Genomic DNA, 25,737 nt, shown 5'->3' on the forward strand with positions numbered 1-25,737 from the left:
ATCAGCTGCTTTGGCCCTTCATCGCCACGACGAGGTGCCGAGCCGCGCCCGGCTCGGCAGAACGAGCGCCACTGGCGATGAGTCTTTTCGGTTTCGTCGGCAATATGATGGCCTTGGGCCACACGCCTCCGCAGGGCGAGATCCTGAAGAACACCTACGCGAACCACGCTTTCGAGAACTTCGAGATCACGGCCTATGTGTCCTTCCTGGTTATCGCCGAGGCGGACGGCCAATCTGCTCACCTGTCCGGCTTTCAGCAGTCACTCAGGGAAGAACAGGCAATGGCTGAAAAGGTGTCGGCCTTGATCCGGCCCACGACCCTTTCGCTACCTGGAGCTCTCCACCTCGGGCCAGAAGGCTGACCGTTAGAGAAGCACACGGTTGCCGCCAATCTTTTAGTCGCGGCAATCATCTGCAGCACATGGCCGCATGACTGTGGATCGGCGTTTTGAGAGATCTCTCCCGAACGAGGGTGATAACCCGTCGGCAACGAGACCCGCGCCGACCCACAGGCGTTCTCAATAACCCAGTCACGTCGATCAGTGGTGCGTTCCAATGCCGGATTGCTCGGGCTGCAGGCTATATCGATACTGTGTATTATCGGTATTCAGCTCCAAGTCCGCGCGACCGGTTCTCGCTCGCTCTTTGGCCCGGAGCTTCTGCTGGACGAGCTCCCCGAGAAGTGTCTGCGCGACGATCTCAGGGGGGATATGTCCAGTCCTGACAGAGATGGACTCTCCATCGAGTTGCACTGAAACGGCCCCCACCTCACCGTGGCCTACAACTTCAAACGTGCCCGTAAATATTCTACCATCCACGGTGCATGAGATTTCGTGGTTGTTCATCTCTCGGACCTCCCCGACGTTCTTCCCGACGATTTATCCGTGTGTTCCGGACTTGTTCGGGCGCTTAGAAAACCCTTCATAAACGGATGAGTTGCTTAAAGACAGAGCAAGCTGGCTAACATTTGTTCGTCGTGGGTTCGATTTTGCTTCGACGAAGCTCAACAATATCTCGCGTGGCTCGATCTGCAGCCACCTCGGCTGGTCCAGGCAGACACTCCACTCACTGCGAATGTGCAGATTTCCAGCGCTACCTCACTCCATGGTGAACGTGGCCAGACACCGATGGTCAGGGGGCTGGCCCTTCCACCCGCCCCGGAATCGACGTCCCTCCGCCGTTCTTCTTGCGACCCAAGCAGACAGCTTTCTAAGCGAATATTCCTGTTGCTCAGTTGGCCATGCTGCTGGGTCCGCACCAACCCGGGAGGTGCTTGGCTTCGTGCCTCTTCGCGAAATCAAGCGCCTGGACCAAGGTCGAGGAGAAGGAGGCCGCGACGTTCTGCGCCTTGATGTGCCGCCCCGGCGCATCCGCCCAGATGAACTTCGCAAAGGGCATTTCCTCCTTGGCGTAGCCTCCGGCGCGGCGCAGGGCGCCCGCCAGGCTGCGGAACGGATCGTCGGTGAGGTCGCTGACCATCTTCGGGATCTGATCGAAATCGACCCGTTTGCCCGCGCCCTCATAGGGGCGGCACCAGCCCCGGTTGTCGCCGAAGACCCAGAACGCGTCCTTGTCGAGTGTGCTCAGCTCGGCCACCACATTGACCTGCACGGTCTCGCAGCCCTCGTCGAGAAGCGCTCGGGCAAGATGGCGGTGGTCGATCGCGTAGAACCGCTTCTAGGGCCCGAGCAGGACCGGGATCATGTGGCGCGCCAGGAAGGCTGGTCGCTCGGCCTCCGACATAATGTGCCACTCACGCCGCTCCTCGGCGACCTCATGGAATCCGACCGTGATCTGTGTGGGACGGAGTTCCGCCACAGGAACATCGTTCAGCATCGGGTCTCGGTTGGTCGTGGCGTGTCGTTTTCTCTCGGATGATCCGCCGCAGCGTGACCGGCAGGTCAGCCGCTGTACCCCCAGAAAGCCATGAGGTCGAATTGGCGGAACTCGCAGCGGATGCCAGATGTACCGAGAAAGGCCAGCGCGTCCATCCGGCGACAATCGCAATGCAATCCTACCGGCTACACCCCGGAGTGGCACAGCACGCCGAGATCACCTCAATAAACGTCCCGCACGTAGCGCTTCGTTTGTGTCATGTTCTTCAGATAATCGGCCGCCTTGTCGGCCGCCAACCCACCGTGTTCCCGCACGATCGTGTGCAGGGTCGCATTCACATCCTTGGCCATGCGGCTGGCATCGCCACACACATAGAAATGCGCGCCCTCCTCAAGCCAGCGCCAGAGTTGGGCGCCTTGCTCGATCATGCGATGCTGGACATAGACCTTCTCGGCCTGATCGCGGGAGAATGCGACGTCGAAGCGCGTCAAGTGCCCGCCATCGGCCCATCGTTCGATCTCGTCGCGATAGTAGAAATCGGCAGCGGCGGTCTGCTCGCCGAAGAAGAGCCAGTTGCGGCCCTTGGCGCCGGTCACCTCACGCTCCTGCAGAAAAGCGCGGAACGGGGCGATGCCGGTCCCGGGACCCACCATGATCATCGGGGTGTCGCCGCTGTGTGGCGGGCGAAAATGGGCGGTCGGCTGGACGAAGATCGGTACGTCGCTAGCCTGTGCCCTGTCGGCCAGGAAGGTAGACGACACGCCCTTGCGCGCGACGCCGCCATGCCCATAGCGCACGGTCGACACCGTCAGTTGCACCTCGCCCGGATGCTGCTTAGGGCTTGATGAGATCGAATAGAGGCGGGGTTGAAGTTTCTTAAGCGCGGCGACGAAATCGGTTGCCTCCACCGCTACGGTCGAGTGGCGTAGCACGTCGACGATCTGCCGGCCCCACATCCATTCGTTCATCGCGGCCCTGCCGCCCATCACGAGATCGCTCAGCGTCTCATCCCTGGACCGCTCGGCCCACCAGGCCAGGAAGTCCGGGGTAATCCTCGCGATATCGAGGTGCTTCGTCAGCGCCTCCGAAAGGGTCATCTCCCGATGGCCGTCGAGGTCAATGGGGGCATCGGGTGCCAGTCTCAACGTGTCGAGCACCTCGTCCACAAGGTCCGGGCAATTGCGCGGCCAGACGCCGAGCGCGTCGCCGGCCTGGTAACTGAGGTGACCCGAGCCAAGGTCGAGACCATATTGCCGGGTCTCCTTGCTGCTGCCGGCTGCACTGAGCAACCGGTTCAGGATGAGGCGTGACGGATAGGGGTTCTTTCGGCTGTAAGCCTCTTTCGTCGCAGATGGATCGACCTGCGCCATCGGCGCCGGAGCGCTAGGAGGTGAGGTCTCGCCCGCCGCCGGCACAGTCGCGGTATTTGCAAAAACGTCCGTCACCACGGCAGCGAGCCTGTCCTGCCAGGCCGCCGCTTGCTCCTCGTGATCCGGCTCGCAATCCATCCGATCGATGAGCCGCCGCGCGCCTAGCGCGCCGAGACGCGCATCGAGCTTGCGGCCAAACCCGCAAAACTGGTCGTAATTGCTGTCCCCGAAGGCCAGCACCGCATAGCGCAGGTCCGGCAAGGACGGGAAGTTCTCGGCCTGCACGGCGGACCAGAAAGCGGCGCCGTTGTCGGGCGGGTCACCATCGCCGAAGGTGCTCGTGATGAGCACGACCGACCGCTCGGCCGCGAGATCAGCCGGCGCATAGCCATCCATCCCCATGGCCCTTACGCGATGGCCGTGCGCCGCAAGCCTGTTCGCGCATCGTGCGGCAACCGCCTCGGCGTTGCCGGTCTGGGAGGCCCATAAGACTGTGACATCCGGCAGCTGCGTCGCTTGCGACGCCGGCTCCAGCACCGCGTTCTCATCCGCGAGGCCTATCGCAACGGGGCTGCGCGAGAAGAGCCCCGCCAGCGTACCATCGAGAAAGAGCCGCGTGTCGGGGCTTAGGGGAGCCGTGGGTGGCAGCGTCGGTATGCTTCGTTCCGCCACGGGGGCCGCCCAAAGACCCGCCAGAAAGCCCTGCAAATACAGCCTCTCCCGCGGTTCGATCCGGGGCGGCACGGCTGCCTCGATACCGAGGAGGCGGGAGAAGGCTAAAAGCGCGGCGCTCTGCGCGGGAGAGTGTGCTGGTGCGTCCGGCATCCGAGAGGGCATAGGTGTCATCGACTCGGCCAATTCATTGATCATGGGCCGGCGCTGCGTCTCCGTTTGCACGACGCGTGCCAAGGCCACGGCGCAGAACTTGAACTCCGGCTGCAGCGAGATCGCATCGACCGCATCGTTGGTGATCGCATTGACGGCGAGATCGTCGCCGAACACGTCGCTCCAGTGAAACGGCGCAAAGCAGGTGCCGGGGCGGACGCGGTCGGTCACGATCGCGGGCAGAATGGCTTTGCCGCGCCGTGACCGGATCTCGACGCGGTCCTTGTCGACGACCCCGAGCGCTGCCGCATCTTCGGGGTGGAGTTCGATGAAGGGTCCAGGGTTGAGCTTGTTCAGCGTGGGGACTTTTCCGGTCTTTGTCAGCGTGTGCCATTGATGCTGCAGGCGGCCCGGGTTGAACACGAAGGGGAACTCCGCGCACGGCATCTCGGCTGGCGGCACGTGGGGACGGGCAAAGAACTGCGCTTTCCCCCCCTCGGCCGGGAAGACCAGCGCGGGACGACTCCCGTCCGGTGCCGATACGAGTTCCTGACTTAGCCCGTCGTTCCGATAGCGGATCGGATTGCGGTCGCTTGATGTCACCGCCGCCACCGGCCATTGCAGCGGTTGCTGCCTCAAGCGCTCATGGCTCACGCCACGGATGTCGTAGCCGGTCTTCGGGTTCCAGGTCTTGACGATCTCGTCGAAGACCTCGCTCACGGAGGAATACGCGAAGGCCTCTGCATAGCCCATTTCGCAGGCGATGCGTGCGATGATCATCCAATCCGGCAGCGCATCCACGGGCGGATCGACCGCCTTCTGCATCAACGTCATGTTGCGTTCGGAATTGATCATCACACCCTCGGCCTCGGCCCAGAGGGCGCCGGGCAGCATGATGTCGGCGTAGATATTCGTCTCGGTGTCGAGGAACGCGTCCTGCGTGATCACGAGGTCGGCCGCCTGCAGGGCCGCGATGACGTTCTGCCGATTTGCGACCGACGCGATCGGGTTGGTGCAGATGATCCAGCAGGCCTTGATGGTGCCGGCTTTCATCTCCTCGAACATGGCGATCGTACCGGCGCCACTCTCGGCCTTCAGGCTTCCCTCCGGCAGGGCCCAGAGGTCTTCGATGAAGCGCCTGTCCACTGCCACGAGCGCGGACCGCTGGCCCGGCAGGCCGGGCCCCATGTAGCCCATGTCGCGGCCCCCCATGGCATTCGGCTGCCCGGTCAGCGAGAACGGCCCGCTGCCGGGGCGGCAGATCTTGCCGGTGGCGAGATGAAGGTTGCAGATCGCATTGGCGTTCCAGGTGCCATGGGTGCTCTGGTTCAGCCCCATGGTCCAGCACGTCATCCATTCGGAGGCCGTGCCGATCGCCTCGGCGGCGGCGCGGATGTCGGCTTCGGACAGGCCCGTGATCTCGGCCACCTTGGCCGGGGTATAGTCCGACAGGAAGGCAGGCATGACGTCCCAGCCTTCGGTGAAATCTCTGATGAAACCGTCGTCGATGCGGCCGTTCTCGGCGATGAGATGGAGGAGCCCGTTCATCAGCGCGAGATCGGTGCCGGGCCGGATCTGCAGGAAGAGGTGGGCTTTGTCGGCGGTTGCGGTTCGACGCGGATCGACGACGATCAGTTTGGCTCCGGCCTTCACGCGGTCCATCATGCGCAGGAACAGGATGGGATGACAGTCGGCCATGTTGGCGCCGATCACGAAGAACAGGTCGGCGCGATCGAAATCCTGATAGGAGCCGGGAGGTCCGTCGGCCCCCAGGGAAAGCTTGTACCCACTTCCAGCGCTGGCCATGCAGAGCCGGGAATTCGACTCGATGTGCTTGGTTCGGAGAAACCCTTTCGCCAGCTTGTTGGCGAGATATTGCGCCTCGAGCGACATCTGTCCCGACACATAGAGCGCAATCGCATCCGGCCCGTGCGTGTCACGGATGGCGGCCAATCGTTTGGCCGTTTCCGAGATGGCCACGTCGATCGGCACCGGGACCTGATCCCGGCTCACTTTTTGGCGAATGTGAGCCCTGTCGAGACGGCCAGGCCCAGCAAGCGCCTGGTTGCAGGTGTTGCCCTTGGTGCAAAGCCGTCCGAAATTGGTCGGATGCGTCTTATCGCCGGTGACTTTGACGATACGGTTGTCGATGACATCCATGACGATGCCGCAACCGACACCGCAATAGGGACAGACGCTTTTCACCTTTTTTGCGGGCACCGCGGAACGTCTCGACCTTACGTTAAAAATGAAGGCCGACCCCCTCGGCGGGGGACATCGGCGAGCCATCGCTCAAATGCCATTGTACGGAGGCTGCTGCGCGACGCACCTGAACTCGACTTATATAAATGATCGATTATACATGCAAAATTCCAAATCCCGCGTGGCTTCACAGTGAAGACCAGTAATTATACAATAAGATTGTTTTTAGAGCGCACCTGCAAAACAAAACGGCAATGAACTCCGGTCTCATTGACGAGCGTAGCGTGTGGCCCCCGATCAGCGCTCAGCTTCGCCCCTCGCTGCCGCAAAATGCCGCCCCCGCGCCGCGAGCTTTAACAGGGATATCAAGTTGGTCATCTCGCCTGACCAAACCTCAATGGGGGAAGCGTTAGAGTTCGAGTCAGAATACGCGTGTCACGCCTCGGCCGCACCAGCAGCTTTCTCTTCATACCTCAATGCCGACCATGACCCTTGCCACGCCGGTTTCCGCATCTTATAAGCGCCCCATCACGAAGCGCCCATCGTCTAGCGGTCTAGGACGTCGCCCTTTCACGGCGAAAACAGGGGTTCGATTCCCCTTGGGCGCGCCAGTGATTTCAGAGACTTAGAGGCAATCTGGCCTTGGTCTCACACAAGCGTCTCACATAGCAGAGCGAATCGTCGTGACTGCGCTCGGCAACTCCGACATGCGAATCGCGGACAAGCACTACGCCCACCTTGCGCCGTCCTATGTGGCCGATACGATCAGGAGCACCTCGCCCGATTTGGACGCCTGAAGTTACCCAGGCGAGGAGTTCTAGAATGACCGAGTTCGATTTTGTCGGTCGTCAAGCGTTTCGGAAAGCTGGAACTCGCGAAGGCGAGATTGAGGCGAACGGGAAACCCGACCGCCAGAACCGTTTGGCTCATGATCTCGTCCGCCAATTTGTGCAGTTCGCCGAGCGTCTTGGTGTTCGAGGGGATGCTCAAAAGAACCATGCCAGATTCTTCCACAATGATCGCAAAGTCACTGTCGAGATCGATGATGAAGAAAGCTATTGGATCGACAATGGCGATGGCAGGACCGGTGTTCCCGGTCTGACAAAAGTCGAGATGATCGACAGCTTGTTGGCGTGGCTGAAACATCCATAAGGCTGGGCAGCCAGCTTCTTTTTTTCAAAGCGGTTTGCCTCTGGATAGCGCCACCAGCTGCGGCCATCCTGCTCGGAAATGGTCCTTGAAGTTCTGGAGGATTGGCTTGTGCATGAGAGCCGCAACGAACGGTTCGGTCTCGCAGGCATGCCAGCTGTGGTGTTAGGCGAGGATTACGGGGGTTAAGTTGGGATTGACCCGGTTTGGTGAACACCCTGAAGCTTTCATCAGAGGTGTTCTCAATGTCGAAGACCCGCCCGCCGTATTCGCCTGAGTTCCGCCGTCAGATGGTCGATCTGGTTCGCGCCGGTCGCGATCCGGACGATCTTGCCCGAGAGTTCGAGCCGACCGCCCAGTCAATCCGGAACTGGACCGCGGATGCCGACAAGAAAGGGAGCCGTCGGGAGGAGGTGCTGCCTGGCCCGAATGCGGCTGAGCGGGACGAACTGACCCGGCTGCGGCGTGAGAACAAGCAGCTTCGCGTCGAGCGGGACATCCTGTCAAAAGCCGCGGCCTGGTTTGCACGGGAGACCGGGGCGCTCCCGTCCGGCTCTTCCGGTTCATGAGCGGAGCCAGCTTGAGGCTCCGGCCAGCGAAGCTGGTTGGAGAAGCTGGCGGAGAGGCGAACCAGGCCTGCTTTCCGGTTTCCACCATGGCGCGCGTCCTCGGCGTGTCCAAGGCGGGCTACTACGCTTGGCGGCACAGGTCGCCATCACGCCACGCGGTTGCCGACGCGGCGTTGCTGAAGCGGGTCCGGACCGTGCACACCAGTTCGCGGCAGACCTACGGCGCTCCTCGTATTCACGCTGATCTCCAAGGCCTTGGCGAGCGCCATGGCCGCAAACGAATTGCGCGCCTGATGCGAGAGGCTGGGTTGGTCGGTGCCAGTCACAGGCGTGGTGGCCCGACCACGACGCTGCGGGACAAGGATGGACGGCCTGCGCCGGACCTGGTCGATCGTAACTTCAAGGCATCCGGTCCGAACCAGCTCTGGGTCGCGGACATCACCTATGTGCCGACCGCGGCCGGCTTCCTTTATCTGGCCGTCGTTCTGGATGCGTGGAGCCGCAAGATCGTCGGCTGGTCGATGGCCAACCACCTGCGGGCCGAACTGGTGCTGGACGCGATGACGGCATCTGGCGCGACTGGCTTTTGCGACGCGCCGGGCCGGACCGGCTTTCGCAGGTGTTTTGGGATGGCCTCGCCCTGGTCAGCTTCCAGGTGCCTATCTATGCGGCGATCATCGCGGTCAGCGGTGCGTCCGGACGGGGACTGCTCATGGGCGTCTTGGGAGCCACGCTCATGATGCTGGCGCTGGGCCGTCCCTATGGTGCATTTCTGAACGTGGTCAGGACATCGTTCGGGCTCTCGCCCGGCGGAGACCGGCCGATGAGCCTCCAGGATTGAGATGGGATTATACGTTCCGGGAAGCACGGCTACCGACGACGATCTGGGTGCTCATCGTCACCCGGCGTGAGCATAGGCTCACCAGTCGCCTGGGCGGTGCTTGATCCACTCGGCCACCTCAGTCCTGGATGCGTAAGGGGCGCCTTCCGAGAGGCGCCCCTTCGCCCTTTCAGTCTCGGTCGCGCAGGGTTTCCCGCGACCAGATCAAGTGGCGGTCCCCAGCCTAGTCGTCGGCGACGTTGGCTCAGTCTCCTCGCAACCTGTCCGCAAGATGTGCAGTGAAGGCGCGCACCTTGCGGGAGGGCTGTCGCCCCGCCGGGAACACCGCGTGCACCTCAGCGGGCGCCAAAGGGTAATCAGACAGGATCGACACGAGATGGCCAGCCGCCAGTTCGGCCCGACACATCCACAGCGACGCGACCGCCATGCCGAGACCCGCCTTGGCCAGGGCGATGACCCCTTCGGCCGATCCGACGTTGAACCGTTCGTCTCCCGTGATCGGCCGTTCGACCTTGCCGTCCCGGAACACCCAGCCCTTCCGGCCTGACGCGCCCGGGCCCAGGATGCAATCCCGCCCGTCCAGGTCGGCTAGCGAGGCCGGCGTTCCCCGAAGTTCGAGGTAGCCGGGCGACGCGACGAGGTACCGAGGCACGGAGGCGAGCTTCCGTGACCCGAAGCCGGAGTCCGCGAGTTGCCCGAGCCGGAGCGCGACGTCGACGCCCTCGGCGACGAGGTCCTCGGCCCCGTCCGCCATGACGAAGTCGATCCTGAGCTGCGGATGGTCGGCCAGGAACGCCTGGAGGCGGGGGATCACCTCCCGGATGCCGAAGGCGACGGGCATGGCTACCTTGAGCAGGCCCCGAAGGCTGTCGGTCCCCCGGGCGGCGTCCTCGGCCTCGTCGATCTCGGGCAGGATGTGGCGGGCTCGCTCCAGCAGCACGGAACCGGCGTCGGTGAGCGTGATGCGCCGCGTCGTCCGCAGGAGCAGCTTGACGCCCAGCCGCCTCTCCAGGCCGGCAATCGTTCGCGAGACCGAGGGCTGCGTCGTGCCGAGTTCGCGCGCCGCACGGGAGAAGCTGCCGGTCTCGGCGGCGCGCACGAAGATTCCGAGTTCCTGAAGGCGATCACTCATACCGGCAACGTATATATGTTGTTCGGTGCGAATGGATACCGCAATCCCGCGACATGGACCACCTTGCATCCAACGACACTGGGTCGCCAGCAAGGATCAACACCATGTCCCTCCAAGACCGCATCGACGCCTTCAAGGCCGACTTCGAAGCCGGCAAGCCGCCCTACAACGCCCCGAGCCACATCCACGAACCCATGCACCGCGCCACGCGCGAGCTGATCGAGTCCGGCGCGGCCTCGCGGGCCCTCAAGGTCGGCGACAAGGCTCCGGCGTTCACGCTCAAGGACCCGGAAGGGAAGGAGGTCTCCTCAGGGGACCTGCTCGCCCACGGCCCCTTGGTCGTGTCCTTCTACCGCGGCGTCTGGTGCCCTTACTGCAACATGGAATTGCAGGCGCTTCAGGAGGCCTTGCCCGACCTCGAAGGCCTCGGCGCCCGGCTTGTCGCCATCTCGCCCCAGGCCGCCCCCAACAGCCGGAAATCGGTGCGCGAGAACAAGCTCACGTTCCCCATCCTGTCCGACCCGCGCAATGAAGTAGCCCAGGCGTTCGGCATCCGTTTCAAGCTGCCGGACTACCTGATCGACCTCTATGCCAATGTCTTCAAGAACGACCTGCCCGGCTTCAACGGCGACCCGTCCTGGACGCTGCCGATGCCGGCCCGCTACGTCATCGGCCAGGACGGCGTGATCGCCTACGCCGAGGTCAATCCGGACTACACCAAGCGTCCGGACCCTTCCCAGCTGCTTCCGGCCCTGCGGAGCCTGCGCGAGCGTCAGACGGCCTGAGCCAACCGAACACCGGTTGCGCCGCAAGACCAGGGCGGAAGCCGCCCGGTCCTGTTCCCCATTCATCTCCCCACAGTAGAAAGCATCGCCGTGTCCAAGTCACTTGAGAACAAGCTCGCCCTCGTCACGGGTTCATCGCGCGGCATCGGCGCCGCGGTGGCCGCTCGCCTCGCCCGAAACGGCGCGTCCGTCATCGTGAACTACGCGTCGAGCGCCGACCGCGCCGACGCCGTCGTCCGGGAGATCCGGAGCGCGGGCGGCGAGGCGGAAGCCATCGGTGCCGACCTGGCCGGTATGGACGGCGTGAGGACGCTCATCGCGTCGATCGACACGGCCTTTGGCGGCAGGTTCGGCGGCCAGCTCGACATCCTCGTCAACAATGCCGGGACGGTGGACTACGGCCCGTTCCTGGAGCAGCCCGACGACTCCTACGACAAGCACTTCAACGTCAACGTCCGCGCCCCCATCGCGCTCGCGAAGGAGGCCGGCAAGCGCATGGCGAAAGCCGGATGGGGCCGCATCATCAACGTCGGCTCGGCCTTCGGGGAGGCCGCGCCCCTGGGCGGCGTCACCCTGTACATCGCGACCAAGTTCGCCCTGCATGGCTTCACCCGAGGGCTGTCGCGCGAGCTTGGACCGCTGGGCATCACGGTCAACGGCGTCCAACCCGGCCCGATCGACACCGACCTGAGCCCCAACGAGGGGACGGACGCCCATGCGACGATGGTGAAGCTCACCAGCGTCGGCCGGTTCGGCAAGGTCGACGAGATCGCGGCCGCCGTGGCCTACCTGGCCAGCCAGGAGGCATCCTTCACCAACGGCGAAAACCTCACCGTCGATGGCGGCTGGAACGCCTGACGGCCGCCGACAAGACTCCGCGCGGAGCACGCCCGTGACCAGGGTGAAACACCCCTGGACCATCGGTCAGGTCGAGCGGATGAACCGAACCATCAAGGACGCAACCGTCAAGCGTTTCCACTATGACGACCCTACGCAATTGCAGCAGCACCTCGCCGATCTCATCGACGCCTACAACTTCGGACGGCGACTGAAGACGACCCTCAAAGGTCTCACCCCCTACGAAGCCATCTGCAAACAATGGACATCAGAACCAGGACGGTTCAGACTCAACCGAAGCCATCAAATGCCGGGACTGAGCACCTAAGGTCCCGCGGCGAGGCGTCGCCGCGTCTTGGACGTCCGTTGGTTGGGGCGTTCCGCCCACCCCCGATCAGGGGCCAGTGTCTCATGGCCTCAGAATGCCGCAATACGGGGTTCGGGTGACGTCGATCGGTCGAATGTTCCTCTGTTTCCTTTGGAGATCTCGCATGGACAGAAGAACACTTTTCAAGTCGATTGCCGTTGTCGGCGTCGGGCCTGGATCGAAGAGAGCAGACCACCCATCCTCGACGCCATCGCAGTGATCTCCGCGGCCACCCTCCTAGACAGGCACGCTTGACCAAGGGGCGACGTCAGAGCGAGTTGAGCGGGACCTTCAACGTGCGGTGCCCACTGGCATCTTCCGGGGGAAGCTGGCCACCTTTCATGTTGACCTGAAGCGACGGCAGTATGAGCTTGGGCATGGCCAGGGTTCCGTCACGGGCCTCGCGCATGGCCACGAACTCGTCCTCGGTGACGCCATCGTGCACATGCACGTTGTGGGCCCGCTCTTCAGCGACCGTGGTTTCATACGCAACGGCGCGGCCATTCGGTCCGTAGTCGTGGGTAGTGTCGCAGTTTGAAATTCAAGGGCGTTCGGATTTTACGACAGTCTTCAATTCGGCAGCAGATGACATTCTGCGCTTCATGCTCTCTCCGTCCCGAACGCCCGCTTTGAAAGCCTCTCTTGCAGGGCCGTTCGCAACAGCATGCGTTAACCTGCCAATCGTTTCCCTGACGTAAATGTTTTTTCGTACAAACACCGGTTCGAAAACCAGAACCTGCCAGTGCGCCAGCTCTCTCGCCAGGAGGCGTTGAATAAGCGTTCGATCCAGCTCATCTTCGGTGAACAGCAGAGCGACTCTCTGCCAAAAACGTAGGACTGCACCGTAACCTGCTAAGTCCTCATCTCTCCTACCAATATCGTAGGGATCATTTTTAACCCAATCTACGTCTCTGTGACTTATCATAAATCTCTCTGCTCTGCGCCGTAACAAAGCGAAATCAGCCGAGTAGTATTCCTTAAATAAATCTAGTGTCGTTCCACGTTTGTTTTGTGACTTAGTAATGCCAAAAATAGCGATTGAGACAACAGCGCCTACCCCGGCCCCAATCAAAGTACCCTCAGCGCTTTCAGGAACTTTCGATTTTAGGAGGTATAATGCACCAAGAACAATAATCACTAGACCGATCAACTGCAACGTTAAGCTGCGAAACCAAGTGTCCATAACGGCTTACGATCAGATCAACCGACCGCCTTCTTGTATGACCCACGCTTCCCCGGCTTCGGCAATCCAGCCTCCACCATCTCTGCAACATCTTCCATGCTCCAGAGCCGATCGGCAACGCCTGCCGCCATGGCCGGCGAGACCCGAAGCGACTTGTGGATGCGGCAGAAGTTGTAGCAAACCGCATAGAGCGCGACCATATGGGCGTGGTTCTCGAACTTCTTCGAGAACGCATTTGTCAACCGCGTGAAGCGGCGGTTGTGCATCCGCATGGTGAGGTTCGCCCGCTCGACATAGCTGGTCGAGACGTGCGCGAGGTCAGGCTCGCCCTCAATCCTGTTCTTCTTGATCCCTGTGCAATCGGCGGGGCTGTAGCGACCCTTGGCGCTGTCCGGTGAGGCCCCATAGATCTTCACGAGCATGGCGTAGTCGATATCCGCACCGAAGGCGCCCTCAACAGCCTCCAGGTAGGCTTTATGTCCGTCTGTGGTCATCTGAACGCGATTGGCGAGACGGCTGGCCACGTCGTCCATGAACCACTTGGCGCATTCCCCGTCACGGCCGCCAACGAAGTGCGAGACGATCAGCTTTGTGTCGGCATCGAGGGCGGTCCAGGTCCATGTGTCGCCGGCCCCGTCTACGGGGGCCTTCATGCCCGCGACGTTCTTCTGCTTGGCGGCCGTAAAGCTCCAGATATCATCGCATTGGATACGCTTGGCCTTCACGTTGCGGACCTGCTCGTCATGGAAAGTCGCACACGCTTTGCCAGCATCAACCAGGAGCTTGGACACGGTGTTGATGCTGCAACCCGTGATCCGCTCAACCGACCGCATGCTCGACCCTTCGCAGAGGAGGGTGAGGATCTGAGCGCGCTTGGCGAGAGGAAGCTTGTTCATGCCGAGCATGATATGAACTTCGATGCTTAGCCTCAAGGATTATGCCTCTAAGTCTAAGCCTTTTTGCTCTAAGTTCGAACCCTCTTGCTCTAAGTTTATGCGCCTGATATCTAAGTTTGGGCGATTGACCAATCGAGGGTTCGATGAAGACTGACTTCCCAAAGCCTCTTACCGACGAAGACTGGGCTTTCAAGGCAATTGAAATTCAGGAGTTATTTAGCCCGGCGGCTCCAATCAACGAAGCGTCGCTGATCGCTGGGCGACAACCTCAAATCGGCGCACTCACGAGTGCCATCTTCGAACGTGGGCGCCATGCAATTTTGTTCGGAGAACGAGGGGTTGGAAAAACGTCCCTCGCGAATACATTTCATATGATGTTCGCTGGGAAAATGCGGTCGATCGTTTCAATTCGAAAGCCGGCGTTTCCTACCGACGACTTCAGCAGCATATGGCGTCGAGTTTTTAGCGAGATTCAGGTCGACGGAGTGAAAGTCAGCGAGCGTTATCCTGGTAAAATAGATCCAGACGATATCGTGCGCGAATTAGGGGGCTTTAGCCAAAATACACTACCGATCATAATCTTGGATGAGTTCGACAAATTTACTGACACCGATGCAAAAAAATTGATGTCGCACACTTTAAAGGCATTGTCGGACGACAGAGCAGCCAACGTAACCATCGTCATCGTCGGAGTAGCAGAAGACGTAAAGATATTGGTCGAGGAGCATAGCTCGATTTCAAGAAACATTACTGAAATTAAAATGCCTCGTATGGACAGCAATGAGATGGCAGAGATATTAGATCAACGCTATCCCAAGGTAGGATTTACCATTCAAGCTGAAACTAAGCGAGATATTTTAAGTCTTGCCAGAGGTCTGCCTGAATACATTCATTTTTTAGGCAGAGATGCAGCAGTCAATGCTGCCAAGAACAAAAGATTAAAAATAAATAATAATGATTTAGATTTTGCGATTAAAAAGATGGTGCATAGTTCAGATCAGACATCAGAAGATGCATACAGTGGCGCAGTCCTGAGTAACAAGAAGAATAATTTGTACAAACAGGTTTTGCTGGCATGTGCTCTAGCCAAGCATGATGACCTCGGACGTTTTACGCCATCAGATGTACTGCCGGCATTAACGCAGCTTCTTGGACGCCCAATCAAAATCGCAAATTTCTTCCCTCACATCGAGGCATTCTGCGATCTTGAAAGAGGCGGGATGATCGAGAAGAAAGGTGTTCCTAAAGCGTACAAATATCGGTTCAGAGAGCCAAAGATGCAGCCGTATGTGATTATGAAGGGAGTTGCAGACGAACTCATTTCACACGAATCATTGATCAATTTTTGAAGGAGTTGGCTTTTTCTCCCATCGAGACTTAGCCGCCTTCCGCGCTATTTCAGATCGGCGCTGCGGCGACACAACTTCGGCACGTCGCTTTCCCCCTTTAGCCCCCAACAATTTCGCAGCAGGGTCCTTACCGTCGTCCACGGGCGCGGCCTCTTCGACCTCGCCTGTGGCGATCCGCATGACATGGACGGCGTTGCCGATCACGTCGGCAGGGCGCTTAGAACGATTAGGTGTTCTCATCGACGGCACCTGGAATGAGACGGAGCATCAAGCCGAATAGGCCGTCTAGCTGCTCGCTTGGCCTTGTCACGAAATCGCTCAATGAAACCCGTTCGCTTCCTGCTCCAAGCGTTGTGTTCGGTGCATGCTCAGACCACTCGTGCAGAATAAACTTTTCGTTTGAAGGCTTCTCGATGGCGAGAGACCATCGCGAGAACCAATCCGGGGCGGGATTGCCTCCCGTCCGACTATCTTCCCAAAACATTCTCGTAAGGACACGCAAGCCTGTCTCTCCATGCTTCCCGCTAAGCATACAGAAGATGGGACCAGCCTGCGACCGGGGTCAAGCCCCGCCAATTTCAAACTGCGACACTACCTAGTCGTGGCACATGAAGAGCCGCATCCCGTCCGGGAGGGCAAGTACACGTTTCACCGACCGGAACAGGGCATGGGCGTCGCCGCCCGGGAAGTCGGCGCGGGCCGTGCCACCGTCCGGCATGAACAGCGTGTCCCCCACGAAGGCGGCATCGCCTATCACGTGCGTCATGCAAGCCGGCGTGTGCCCCGGCGTATGGATCGCGAACGCGGTGATCGAGCCGATGGCGTAGGTTTCGCCGTCCTTGAAAAGACGGTCGAACTGCGAGCCGTCGCGCTGGAACTCCGACCCCTCGTTGAAGATCTTGCCGAAGGTCTCCTGGACGACGATGATCCGCTCCCCGATGCCGAGCTTGCCGCCGACCTGCGCTTGGATGTAGGGCGCGGCCGACATGTGGTCGGCATGCACGTGCGTCTCGATCAGCCAGTCGACCGTGAGCCCGTGCTCGCACACATAGGCGACGATGGCCTTGGCCGAACCATAGTCGAGCCGGCCGGCCGCGTAATCGAGATCGAGCACCGAGTCTATCACGGCGCAGCGCTTGGTCTCGGGATCGGTCACGACATAGGAGAAGGTGTTTGTCGGCTCGTCGAAGAACGCCTTCACGTTCGGGTGCTTGTTCATCTGAAGCGGGAACGTCTCGGTCATGATAATCTCCTCGAAACAGGCATTCGGTTGTCTGATGTCAGCGGGTCACACCGCCCGCGTTGCTATCCGGTACAGCGCCTCAAGCCCTGGGCCGCGTACATCACGGAGGGGCCGGCCCCATGGAGACAGCGATCCCAAGCGTCCCCGCGATAGCCTCGCGTGAGGCTCCGACCTTGAGCGCGCCCTCGGTGTGGTAGGCGATGTCGGGCGCGCACCGCGTGGCCACGCCGATGGCGAGCGCTATCAGTTACTTGGTGACATCAGATCCGCCGAGCTGGCCGGCGACGGAGAACTCCTGCGTGATCGCCTTCGTCTCCATGGCCCATCTCTATCGATTTAAGATCAAGTAAAATGACAGGGTGTCGATCCAGCTAACAACATATTGACATGGGACCAGACGTCAACATACGTTTTAGAAAGAGATGATTTGAGAAGCCCATCAGTTCATGAAAACAGAAAGTGATAATGGGCCAGCCACCTCCCCGACTGCCCTGAGGCCTCCGGGACTGAACGACCGCGCGCCCGCCTTCCGTGCCCGAACGACGATGGGCGAGCGCGACCTTGCTTGCTACGCCGGCCGCTGGCTGGTCTTCTTTTCCCACCCCGCGGACTTCACGCCCGTATGCACCAGCGAGTTCGTGGCCTTCGCCAAGGCGTTCGACCGGTTCCAGGCGCTCGACTGCGACCTGCTGGGGCTGTCGGTCGACAGCCTGTTCTCCCATCTCGCCTGGATCCAGAGCATCGCTCACCGTTTCAAGGTGAAAATCCCCTTTCCGCTCGTCGAGGATCCCTCGATGGCCATCGCCCGGGCCTACGGCATGCTGCCACCCGGCGCGGACTCCAGCGCCACCGTGCGGACCACCTTCGTGATCGACCCAGCCGGGATCGTCCGCGCCTCGATCACCTATCCGATGTCGGTCGGCCGGAACGTGGACGAGATCTTGCGGCTCGTCGCGGCCTTGCAGGCCACGGACTCGGCCGAAGTCTCGACCCCCGAAGGTTGGCGGCCGGGTGACCCCGTCATTTTGGCTCCTCTCCTCAGCGTCGACGCCATAGAGCAGCGTGCCGGCGAAGACGGAGCCGACTGGTACTACCGGCTGGGGAGCCTCTGACGGCCATGGCCCCGAACCCGACGACACCGGACATCCCAGCCACGGAGCGCCTGCCGGAGACCAAGGCCGAAGAGGTCAGCGCGCTTCTCCGGGTGGTGGCCAACTCGAACCGACTCCGCATCCTGTGCCTGCTGCACGAAGGTGAACGTTCGGTCGGCGAGATCGAGCGCGAACTCGGCATCAGGCAACCGACCCTTTCCCAGCAACTGGGGGAGCTGCGGGACGCCGCGCTCGTTGCAACGCGGCGCGAGCACAAGGTGGTGTTCTACGCGCTCACCGACCAACGCGCGGTAGCGCTGCTCGCCGCCCTGCACGACATCTTTTGTGCCGAGAAGGTCAAACCTGCGCGAACCAAGGCTCGGCCTCAATCGGGCCGTCGGTCGGACGAGGCGGCCCGCTTCGCGGTCGTTGGGGGCGGCCAATGACGGCCTACCTCATCTCGCTGGCCGGAGGCGCGCTGATCGGACTGTCGGCCGCACTGCTGCTTCTCGTCAACGGCCGGATTGCCGGTGTCTCCGGGATCACCGGAGGGCTGCTCGGAGGTCCCGACCGCGACACCGCGTGGCGGGCCCTCTTCCTTCTCGGGTTGCTGGCAGGGCCGCTCGTCTACAGGCAGTTCGCCGGCGTGTGGCCGCCCGTGCGCATCGAGGCGTCGTGGCCCGCCTTGATCGTTGGCGGACTCCTGGTCGGCTTAGGCACGCGCCTCGGCTCCGGCTGCACCAGCGGCCATGGCGTGTGTGGCCTCGCGAGGCTGTCGCCGCGCTCGATGGCGGCGGTGGCGACCTTCATGGCGACGGCAATCGCGACGGTGCTCCTAACGCGCCACGGGGTGCACCTGTGAGTGCAACTGTCCGCCTTGTCGCAGCCGCCCTGTCAGGCCTCCTGTTCGGCACTGGCTTGGCAATGTCGGGCATGATGGACCCGGCGCGTGTGCTGTGCTTCCTCGATGTCGCGGGAGCGTGGGACCCGAGCCTCGCCTTCGTGTTCGCGGGGGCCGTGGTCGTCTCCGTAGCCGGTCACTTTTTCGCGGGACGCATGCGGAAGCCACTCGTTGCAGCACGCTTCGAGATCCCTTCCACCGCGACGCTGGACTCCAAGCTGCTCGGGGGCGCGGCCCTGTTCGGGATCGGCTGGGGTCTCGTCGGGCTCTGCCCGGGCCCGGCCCTTGCCGGCCTTACGCTGGGGCTCGCGCCGATCACGATCTTCGTCGCGGCCATGCTGACCGGCATGGCCCTTCACAGGCTCGTTCTCCTCAGGCCCGAACCGGCCGTCCGAGAGATTCCCGTCCGTTGAGCGCCTCCCTTGCCGTCCTTTCCGGGACCCTGGTTGGCTTGATGCTCGGTCTGATCGGCGGCGGTGGCTCGATCCTGGCGACGCCCCTGCTGCTCTATGTCGTAGGCATCACCCAACCGCATATCGCCATCGGGACTGGCGCGCTCGCGGTCGCGGTCAGCGCATTCGCGAGCTTCGCGCAGCATTGGCGGGCCGGCAATGTCCGTTGGGGCAATGCCGTGGCCTTCGCCGCCGTCGGCGTGGTGGGCGCATTCGCGGGCTCGACGCTCGGAAAGGCCTTTGACGGCCAGAAGCTGCTGCTCCTCTTCGCGGTCCTCATGATCGTCGTCGGCGTGCTGATGCTGCGAGCCGCGAAGACGGAGCGGAAGTCCGGAGGGGTCCTGGACGGGCTCAAGGCCGACTCCCCCGCGTGTACTTCGAAGCTGGCGGCCGTGGCGTTCATGGCGGGTGCCCTGTCCGGCTTCTTCGGAATCGGAGGCGGCTTTCTGGTCGTGCCCGGACTTTTGTTCGCGACCGGCATGCCGCTCATCAACGCGATCGGAACATCGCTGTTCGCGGTCGGTGCCTTCGGTCTGGCGACCGCGATCAATTACGCGTTGTCGGGCCTCGTCGATTGGGCAGTCGCGGCCGAATACATCGGCGGCGGCCTGTTGGGCGGGTGGACCGGAATGCGGCTCGCCTGCTCCCTGGCCGCTTACAAGGGGGTGCTCAACCGCGTCTTCGCGGCTGTCATCTTCATGGTCGCCGGTTATATGATCTACCGCACCGTGGGTGTCTGGCTGCCAGACGCGGCGGCTCAGGGCGTCAAGCGATGAGGGGCGAAACTGGTCCGGGCCGCCGAAGATCCATGCCGCGGCCGATGGCCGCCCGTGCAAAAAGCCACGCGATGGCCGTCATGACACTTTGCGGCATGCTTTTCGCCTGTACACTGCTCCATGCGGAGACGGCGCGCCCGGCCGATCCGGAACTCAGCCGCACCGCGTTGTTGTCCGACCCGGCGACGCCTAGTGGCGGCAATCCAAATGGTGACGTCACCGTGGTCGAGTTCTTTGACTACAACTGCCCAGTGTGCGTCCGGACGCAACCCGCCTTCGAGGCGTTCCTTGCCGCCGATCAAGGCGTTCGCGTGGTGTACAAGGACTGGCCGATCTTCGGCGTCGGCTCGGTCGCTGCCGCCCGCGTGGCGTTGGCTGCGCAATGGCAGGGGCGATATGCAACCGTCCATTGGGCGCTCCTTCACGCTCCGATGCGAAAGGTGAGCGTCGATCAGGCCATGACCATCGCGGTGGCGGCGGGTGCAGACGGTCCGCGCCTTGCAGCCGATCTCGCGGCTCACGGCCCGGAGATCGACGCAGTCCTGGCTCGCACGGAAAAGCAGGCGGACAAGCTCGGCCTTCAGGGCACGCCGGCGTTCCTGATCGGCCCCCTGCTTGTGGAGCAGCCGCTCGACGTCGCAGGCTTCAAGGCCGCCGCGGCCGACGCTCGGAGCCGGGCTGGGGCCACAATCCGGATGCCGGCTGACGACGCTCAACGAAGGGACGACTGATGCCTGCCCTCGACGCCTTCCATCTCGCCCGGGCGCAATTCGGGTTCACGGTGGCCTTTCACATCATCTTCCCCGCCTTTTCCATCGGCTTGGCCAGTTACCTGATGGTGCTGGAAGGGCTTTGGCTGAGGACCGGAAAGCAGGTCTACCTCGACCTCTTCCGCTACTGGATCAAGATTTTCTCCATCGGCTTCGCGATGGGCGTCGTGTCCGGATTGGTGATGTCCTACCAGTTCGGAACCAACTGGTCGCGCTACGCCGACAAAGCAGGGCCGGTGATCGGACCCGTCATGGCCTATGAGGTCCTGACGGCCTTCTTCCTGGAAGCGGGGTTTCTGGGCGTCATGCTGTTCGGCATGGAGCGGGTCGGCCGCAAGCTCCACTTCTTCGCGACCTGCATGGTCGCGGGCGGCACCTTCCTGTCGGCCTTCTGGATCCTCTCGGTCAACAGCTGGATGCAGACCCCGGCAGGGTTCGGCGTCGGCCCGGACGGGCGCATGTTCCCGACAGACTACTGGCAGGTGATCTTCAACCCGTCGGTGTTCGTCCGCGTGCCGCACATGGTGCTCGCCTCCTATCTCGTCGTCGCCTTCATCGTGAGCGGGGTCGCGGCCTGGCACCTGCTTCGCGGCCCCTCAACTCCCGCCGTGCGCACGATGTTCTCCATGGCGATGTGGATGGCCGCCATCGTGGCGCCGATCCAGATCGGCATGGGCGACCTTCATGGCCTGAACACGCTGGAGCACCAGCCCATGAAGATCGCCGCCATGGAAGGCGACTGGGACCCCTCGGGGCCAGATGGCGCACCCCTCATCCTCTTCGGCCTGCCCAACATGGAAAAGGAGCGGACCGACTACAAGATCGAGATCCCGCACGCTTCCTCCGTCATTCTCACGCACACGTGGAATGGGCGCGTCCCCGGCCTCAAGGAAGTCCCACCCGGCGACCGGCCCTACGCCCCGGTCGTTTTCTGGACGTTCCGGGTCATGGTGGGACTGGGCTTCCTGATGTTCGGCCTCGGGCTGTTCAGCCTGCTCGCGCGGTGGCGCGGCACGCTCTTCACCAGCCGCGCTCTCCACCGGATGGCGCTCCTGATGAGCCCGGCGCCCCTGGTCGCGCTTCTGTGCGGCTGGATGACGACGGAGATCGGCCGCCAACCCTATACGGTCTATGGCGTGTTGCGGACCGCCGACAGCATCTCGCCCATCGCCTTGCCTGGAATCGCGACGTCCTTCGCGATCTTCGCGGTGGTGTACTTCATCGTCTTCGGCGCGGGCGTCATGATCATCCTGCGCCTGATGGCGAAGCCCCCGCGTGCCGGCGAGACGGGCGTGCGAACCGACCTGCCGACCCGCACCGCAGGCATCCATCCGGGCCTGCCCGGCGCCGTCCCGTCCGGGACCGGCGAAGTCTCGACGCAGCCGGCGGAGTGATCGCATGAGCACCGAAACGATCGCTGTGGTCTGGGCGGGGCTGATCGCCTTCGCGGTCCTGGCCTACGTGGTCCTCGACGGGTTCGACCTCGGGGTCGGCATCCTCTTCTCGGCAGAGCGCGGGGCGGAGGACCGCGACACGATGGTGAACTCGATCGCCCCGATGTGGGACGGCAACGAGACGTGGCTGGTGCTCGGTGGCGGCGGCCTCTTCGCCGTCTTCCCCCTGGCCTACGCGGTGATCATGCCGGCGCTCTACCCGACCATCCTCGGGATGCTGTTCGGCCTGATCTTCAGGGGGGTGGCGTTCGAGTTCCGCTTCCGTGCCGAGACCGCGACGGGCCGCAGGCTGTGGGACTTCGCGTTCTTCGGCGGCTCGACGGTGGCCGCGCTCTGCCAGGGCCTGACGTTGGGCGGTCTCCTGCAGGGCATCCATGTCGTCGACCGGCAATATGCCGGGGGATGGTTCGATTGGCTCACGCCCTTCACCGTTCTCTGCGGCGTCGCCGTGGTCGTGGGCTATGCCTGGCTTGGGGCGTGCTGGCTGGTCTGGCGCACCGACGCGTCGCTCCAGTCGCGGGCGCGAAAGCAGGCCGCGGTGCTCGCCTGGGCCACGCTGGGGTTGATCGTCGCCGTGAGCCTGTGGACGCCATTCCTGAACCCACTGTTCATGCACCGGTGGTTCGGCTGGCCCGGCATCCTTCTCACGAGCCCGGTGCCGGTCCTGGTCGCGGTGATCGCGCTGGTGTTCCGCATGGGCATCGCACGGGAGCACCACCTGACGCCGTTCCTGTGCGCCTTGGGAATCTTCGTCCTCTGCTTCGCCGGTCTCGGCATCAGCCTGTTCCCCCTGATGATCCCGCCGGACATCACGATCTGGCAGGCGGCGGCGCCACGGGCAAGCCAGCTTTTCGTGCTCGTTGGCGCCTCCGTGCTGATACCGCTCATCGTGATCTACTCAGGATTCAGCTACTGGGTGTTCCGGGGAAAGGTGCAAGCCGGTGCGCACTACCACTGATCGAAGTGCTCGCGCGGTTCTCTTTCGACGGGTCGGTTGGTTCGTCTGTCTCTGGCTGGCAGGCGTCCTTACCATCGGTATCGTCGCCGCCGTCCTGCGATGGGTGATCAAGAGCTTATGACCGCCGAATGCCATGGGATGATCGGGGCGACTCGGACGAACATCAACGGAGTGCCTGACGATGACGATACGGAGCTCGAAGTCCCTGGTAGCCGATGCGAGTGCGGCGGTGGACACGCTGCCCGCCCGGGCGCCGGTCACTAGAACAGTTGTCATGGGCGGATCCTGTAGATCATCGAGCGAATGGGGCCGTGCTTCGGGTCAATCGACGGCACGAAAGCTCACTCGCGAAGCTGAGTCGGCGGAACGACGACCTGGATCCGTCCCGTCGCCACGTCGTAGACGACGCCCGAGATCATGAACCCGCCCGGGACATCGGAATTGGCCTTCCAGGCCGCGACATCCTGGGCGACGGCCTTGTAGGGGTCGGTGACCTCCATGCAGTCGAGTTGCGGTCGCGTGACCCCCAGATGCTTGGCCAGCTGGTCGGGAGCGTGCTTGTAGCATCCGATGATCCCGCAATCGGTGTGGTGCAGGATAATGAGGTTCCAGCCGGGACCCATGTTCTGGCCGACCGCCTTGGCGACGGCCGGCAGAAGGATCAGGGTCTCGATGACGGCTGGATTGATGCGCCCGCCGATGTTCCGGATGATCGCCGCTTCGTCGGGCTCAAGCCCGAGGATGTCCATGGGATCGACCCGAGGGTCCAGGCAGCCGACGATGATCGTCTTGGCGATCGGGATTATCTTCAGGCTCGCCGAAAAGCCGTCTTGGACGAACTTTTCGTTCCGCTTGGCGATCGTCTCAAGGAAATCCATGTGCCCTCCGTGGTTGCTACTGGGGATCAGATCTGCGCGAAGCCGCCGTCGACGAAGACCTCGGAGCCGGTCATGAACCTGCTTTCGTCCGACGCCAGGAACGTCACGACGCCCGCGACGTCGTCCGCCGTGCCGTTCCGCTCAAGGGGCGTCATCGTCTTCGTGAAGGCGAAGTAACCATCCAGGTCGGCGGCCGACAAGCCGACCGTCCCGTAGCCGGGCGTCTCGATCACGCCGGGGCTGATCGCGTTCACACGAATGTCGCGGCCCTTGAGGTCCGAGGCCCAGGTCCTGGCGAACGACCTCACGGCGGCCTTCGTGGCACTGTAGACGCTCCAGTTCGCGAAGCCCTTCGACCCGACGATCGAGGCGTTCAGGATGATCGAGGCCCCGGGACGGAGGTGGGGCAAAGCCTTCTGGACGGTGTGGATCACGCCCTTGACGTTGATGTCGAACAGCTCGTCGATGTGGTTGTCTGTCAGGCTACCGAGCGGGGCCAGCCGCGCGATGCCCGCGTTGGCGAAGACGATATCGATGTGCCCTCTCTCGGTGTGCACGGCGTCGTAGAGACGGTCGAGATCGCTCGGCTGGGCGACGTCGCCCTGTACCCCTTTGGCGTTCGGACCGATCAGGGCGATGGCCTCGTCGAGTTCGGCCTGCCGACGCCCGATGACGAACACGAAGGCGCCCTCGCGCACGAAGGCTTGGGCGGTGGCGAGGCCGATGCCCCCGGTCCCGCCCGTGACGACGGCGACTTTCCCATCGAGCTTGCCCATGTGGTCTCCTCCTGAGGACGAGCGAAGTGTGGATCGGAGCCGACAGGCTGCGGTGTGACGGTCGCCGGCCGGATCGACGGCGTGAGCAGCCTGTCAGGTGGCCTGTGGTAGCCGGGTCGACATCTTCGCCTGGAAACCCTTCGGGTCGGCCGTGAAGGCCTGATAGGCCGCCTTGGTCTGGGCGCCGGCGACGATCTCCTCGCTGAGGCCGGCCTGAACCGCATCGAGGACATCGGCGACCACCTCGGCGGGCATCATGCGCGGCGGCGGAAGCCGGGCGCCGATCGCGCTCTCCGTCTGGACGGCCAACACGCCGACCACGGCGGTGCCTTGCGCCGCAAGCTCGGCCCGTATGCTGCGCGTCACCGACAGGAACGCCGCCTTCGAGGCCGAATAGGTCCCGGTCACGGGCAGGCTGACGAGGGCGGCCATCGACAGCATGTTGACCACGGCCCCGCCCCCTCCCGCCGCCAGGATTGGACGAAATGCGCGCGTGAGGGCCAGGGGGCCGAAGTAGTTGACGTCCATCTCGCGGCGGGCGGCGGTCATGTCGTGCGCCGCGATCGCGCCCTGGAAGGCCGCGTAGCCGGCGTTGTTGACGAGCAGCATCACGTCCGGCGCCTCGGTCGCGGCGCGCGCCACCATGGCGGGGTCCGTCACGTCCAGGGCCATCGGGATGAGGCGCTTGTCGTCGTCCTTCACCAGGTCCGCCAAGGAGGCGGTGTCGCGGGCGCCGACGTAGATCTTGGTGGAGCCGCGCTTCAGGAGTTCCGCGACGAAGGCGCGTCCGATCCCGCCGGGGGCACCTGTGACGAGGGCCACGCAACCGTTGATGTTCATGTCCATCTCCTCCCAGGCGTTCTTGACGGATCGAGCATTTGCTCGCCTCAAGACCCGTTCAGCGTGGCTGCGTGGGCGCGGGCGAACTCGCCTACGGTCATCGATCGGCGGCCGGTCAGGCGCTCGACGTTATCATCGGCGCCGGACATCACCCCGTTCTGGTAGTCTTCCATCGCGCCGCTGAGGTGCTGCACGATGTAGGCCGGGACCCCCATCGTCTCCAGCGAGGCGCAGTATTCGTCGATCGGCAGATCCTG

The 25,737-nt window shown here is 62.7% G+C and carries 21 protein-coding genes, 1 tRNA gene and 8 pseudogenes; 17 read left to right on the top strand and 13 right to left on the bottom strand.

The annotated features are described in order from the left end of the window. Nucleotides 1–86 precede the first annotated feature (86 nt). Nucleotides 87–369, top strand: a pseudogene (locus tag M8523_RS25100) (DUF892 family protein); the annotation flags it as partial. Nucleotides 370–1,230: 861 nt separating this feature from the next. Here M8523_RS25100 and M8523_RS25105 read toward each other — a convergent pair. Together M8523_RS25105 and M8523_RS25110 are read right to left on the bottom strand one after the other, a co-directional pair. Next, a pseudogene (locus tag M8523_RS25105) lies at nt 1,231–1,836 on the bottom strand (ParB-like protein). A 221-nt stretch (nt 1,837–2,057) separates the two neighbouring features. Next, on the bottom strand, nt 2,058–6,251 hold the full coding sequence (locus tag M8523_RS25110; protein WP_282587643.1) for a bifunctional nitrate reductase/sulfite reductase flavoprotein subunit alpha: 4,194 nt from the start codon (nt 6,249–6,251) through the stop codon (nt 2,058–2,060). A 517-nt stretch (nt 6,252–6,768) separates the two neighbouring features. Here M8523_RS25110 and M8523_RS25115 point away from each other — a divergent pair. The 4 genes and pseudogenes from M8523_RS25115 (at nt 6,769) to alaE (ending at nt 8,792) form a co-directional block, all read left to right on the top strand. Next, nucleotides 6,769–6,844, top strand: a tRNA-Glu gene (locus tag M8523_RS25115). Nucleotides 6,845–7,055: 211 nt separating this feature from the next. Further along, nucleotides 7,056–7,385: a hypothetical protein gene (locus tag M8523_RS25120; protein WP_282587644.1), complete on the top strand. Its 330-nt coding sequence runs from the start codon at nt 7,056–7,058 to the stop codon at nt 7,383–7,385. A 242-nt stretch (nt 7,386–7,627) separates the two neighbouring features. Continuing rightward, nucleotides 7,628–8,514, top strand: a pseudogene (locus tag M8523_RS36835) (IS3 family transposase); the annotation flags it as partial. Continuing rightward, entirely contained in the window at nt 8,445–8,792 is a 348-nt protein-coding gene (gene alaE, locus M8523_RS25135; protein WP_282587646.1) for an L-alanine exporter AlaE, read from the top strand. The pseudogene M8523_RS36835 and the gene alaE, both read left to right, overlap by 70 nt. Before the next feature lie 244 nt (nt 8,793–9,036). On the opposite strand, the gene M8523_RS25140 is transcribed toward alaE, so the two are convergent. Continuing rightward, nucleotides 9,037–9,924: a LysR family transcriptional regulator gene (locus M8523_RS25140; protein WP_282587647.1), complete on the bottom strand. Its 888-nt coding sequence runs from the start codon at nt 9,922–9,924 to the stop codon at nt 9,037–9,039. 104 nt (nt 9,925–10,028) lie between these two features. On the opposite strand from M8523_RS25140, the gene M8523_RS25145 reads away from it, so the two are divergent. The 3 genes and pseudogenes from M8523_RS25145 to M8523_RS25155 all read left to right on the top strand — a co-directional run. Continuing rightward, complete coding sequence (locus tag M8523_RS25145; protein ID WP_282587648.1) at nt 10,029–10,709, top strand: peroxiredoxin-like family protein; 681 nt, start codon at nt 10,029–10,031, stop codon at nt 10,707–10,709. A gap of 90 nt (nt 10,710–10,799) precedes the next feature. After that, on the top strand, nt 10,800–11,567 hold the full coding sequence (locus M8523_RS25150; protein ID WP_282587649.1) for an SDR family NAD(P)-dependent oxidoreductase: 768 nt from the start codon (nt 10,800–10,802) through the stop codon (nt 11,565–11,567). Nucleotides 11,568–11,601: 34 nt separating this feature from the next. Further along, a pseudogene (locus M8523_RS25155) lies at nt 11,602–11,874 on the top strand (integrase core domain-containing protein); the annotation flags it as partial. Between the two features lie 307 nt (nt 11,875–12,181). Here the strand turns inward: M8523_RS25155 and M8523_RS25160 are convergent. The 3 genes and pseudogenes from M8523_RS25160 to M8523_RS25170 form a co-directional block, all read right to left on the bottom strand. Then, nucleotides 12,182–12,433 (bottom strand): annotated as a pseudogene (locus tag M8523_RS25160) (MBL fold metallo-hydrolase); the annotation flags it as partial. A 21-nt stretch (nt 12,434–12,454) separates the two neighbouring features. Continuing rightward, the gene (locus M8523_RS25165; protein ID WP_282587650.1) at nt 12,455–13,096 is read right to left on the bottom strand and encodes a hypothetical protein; all 642 of its coding nucleotides are present in this window, start codon (nt 13,094–13,096) and stop codon (nt 12,455–12,457) included. Nucleotides 13,097–13,113: 17 nt separating this feature from the next. Continuing rightward, a complete protein-coding gene (locus M8523_RS25170) occupies nt 13,114–13,992 on the bottom strand; it encodes an IS1 family transposase (protein ID WP_282587665.1) in 879 nt (292 codons plus the stop codon). Nucleotides 13,993–14,135: 143 nt separating this feature from the next. On the opposite strand from M8523_RS25170, the gene M8523_RS25175 reads away from it, so the two are divergent. Beyond that, on the top strand, nt 14,136–15,341 hold the full coding sequence (locus M8523_RS25175) for an AAA family ATPase (protein WP_282587651.1): 1,206 nt from the start codon (nt 14,136–14,138) through the stop codon (nt 15,339–15,341). Here M8523_RS25175 and M8523_RS25180 read toward each other — a convergent pair. The 3 genes and pseudogenes from M8523_RS25180 to M8523_RS25190 form a co-directional block, all read right to left on the bottom strand. After that, nucleotides 15,324–15,581, bottom strand: coding sequence for an RNA-binding protein (locus M8523_RS25180; protein ID WP_282587652.1), 258 nt, complete (start codon nt 15,579–15,581; stop codon nt 15,324–15,326). The genes M8523_RS25175 and M8523_RS25180 overlap by 18 nt on opposite strands. Before the next feature lie 358 nt (nt 15,582–15,939). Next, nucleotides 15,940–16,584, bottom strand: a pseudogene (locus M8523_RS25185) (MBL fold metallo-hydrolase); the annotation flags it as partial. A 100-nt stretch (nt 16,585–16,684) separates the two neighbouring features. Beyond that, nucleotides 16,685–16,810: a carboxymuconolactone decarboxylase family protein gene (locus M8523_RS25190; RefSeq protein ID WP_282587653.1), complete on the bottom strand. Its 126-nt coding sequence runs from the start codon at nt 16,808–16,810 to the stop codon at nt 16,685–16,687. 220 nt (nt 16,811–17,030) lie between these two features. On the opposite strand from M8523_RS25190, the gene M8523_RS25195 reads away from it, so the two are divergent. The 8 genes and pseudogenes from M8523_RS25195 (at nt 17,031) to cydB (ending at nt 22,986) form a co-directional block, all read left to right on the top strand. Further along, nucleotides 17,031–17,696, top strand: a complete 666-nt coding sequence (locus M8523_RS25195) for a peroxiredoxin (protein ID WP_282587654.1) — start codon at nt 17,031–17,033, stop codon at nt 17,694–17,696. Nucleotides 17,697–17,701: 5 nt separating this feature from the next. Beyond that, nucleotides 17,702–18,022 (top strand): annotated as a pseudogene (locus M8523_RS25200) (metalloregulator ArsR/SmtB family transcription factor); the annotation flags it as partial. A 95-nt stretch (nt 18,023–18,117) separates the two neighbouring features. Beyond that, nucleotides 18,118–18,537 carry a YeeE/YedE family protein gene (locus M8523_RS25205; RefSeq protein WP_282587655.1) on the top strand — a complete coding sequence of 140 codons (420 nt, stop codon included), beginning with the start codon at nt 18,118–18,120 and terminating at the stop codon, nt 18,535–18,537. After that, on the top strand, nt 18,534–18,989 hold the full coding sequence (locus M8523_RS25210) for a DUF6691 family protein (RefSeq protein ID WP_282587656.1): 456 nt from the start codon (nt 18,534–18,536) through the stop codon (nt 18,987–18,989). Before M8523_RS25205 ends, M8523_RS25210 begins: the two co-directional genes overlap by 4 nt. After that, a complete protein-coding gene (locus tag M8523_RS25215) occupies nt 18,986–19,804 on the top strand; it encodes a sulfite exporter TauE/SafE family protein (protein WP_282587657.1) in 819 nt (272 codons plus the stop codon). Before M8523_RS25210 ends, M8523_RS25215 begins: the two co-directional genes overlap by 4 nt. 32 nt (nt 19,805–19,836) lie before the next feature. Next, nucleotides 19,837–20,535 carry a DsbA family protein gene (locus tag M8523_RS25220; RefSeq protein WP_282587658.1) on the top strand — a complete coding sequence of 233 codons (699 nt, stop codon included), beginning with the start codon at nt 19,837–19,839 and terminating at the stop codon, nt 20,533–20,535. Further along, nucleotides 20,532–21,968, top strand: a complete 1,437-nt coding sequence (locus tag M8523_RS25225) for a cytochrome ubiquinol oxidase subunit I (RefSeq protein WP_428351266.1) — start codon at nt 20,532–20,534, stop codon at nt 21,966–21,968. The genes M8523_RS25220 and M8523_RS25225 overlap by 4 nt, the downstream gene beginning before the upstream one ends. 4 nt (nt 21,969–21,972) lie before the next feature. Beyond that, nucleotides 21,973–22,986, top strand: a complete 1,014-nt coding sequence (gene cydB, locus M8523_RS25230) for a cytochrome d ubiquinol oxidase subunit II (RefSeq protein WP_282587660.1) — start codon at nt 21,973–21,975, stop codon at nt 22,984–22,986. A gap of 341 nt (nt 22,987–23,327) precedes the next feature. Here cydB and M8523_RS25235 read toward each other — a convergent pair whose 3' ends face one another. The 4 genes and pseudogenes from M8523_RS25235 to M8523_RS25250 form a co-directional block, all read right to left on the bottom strand. After that, entirely contained in the window at nt 23,328–23,864 is a 537-nt protein-coding gene (locus M8523_RS25235; RefSeq protein ID WP_282587661.1) for a carbonic anhydrase, read from the bottom strand. Between the two features lie 26 nt (nt 23,865–23,890). Continuing rightward, entirely contained in the window at nt 23,891–24,640 is a 750-nt protein-coding gene (locus M8523_RS25240) for an SDR family NAD(P)-dependent oxidoreductase (RefSeq protein ID WP_282587662.1), read from the bottom strand. Nucleotides 24,641–24,733: 93 nt separating this feature from the next. After that, complete coding sequence (locus M8523_RS25245) at nt 24,734–25,480, bottom strand: SDR family NAD(P)-dependent oxidoreductase (protein WP_282587663.1); 747 nt, start codon at nt 25,478–25,480, stop codon at nt 24,734–24,736. A 47-nt stretch (nt 25,481–25,527) separates the two neighbouring features. Further along, nucleotides 25,528–25,737: pseudogene (locus M8523_RS25250) on the bottom strand (NmrA family NAD(P)-binding protein); the annotation flags it as partial.

Origin of the sequence: Lichenifustis flavocetrariae (assembly GCF_026130545.1) — a bacterium.
In the GTDB taxonomy this organism is placed as follows: Bacteria; Pseudomonadota; Alphaproteobacteria; order Rhizobiales; family Beijerinckiaceae; genus Lichenihabitans; species Lichenihabitans flavocetrariae.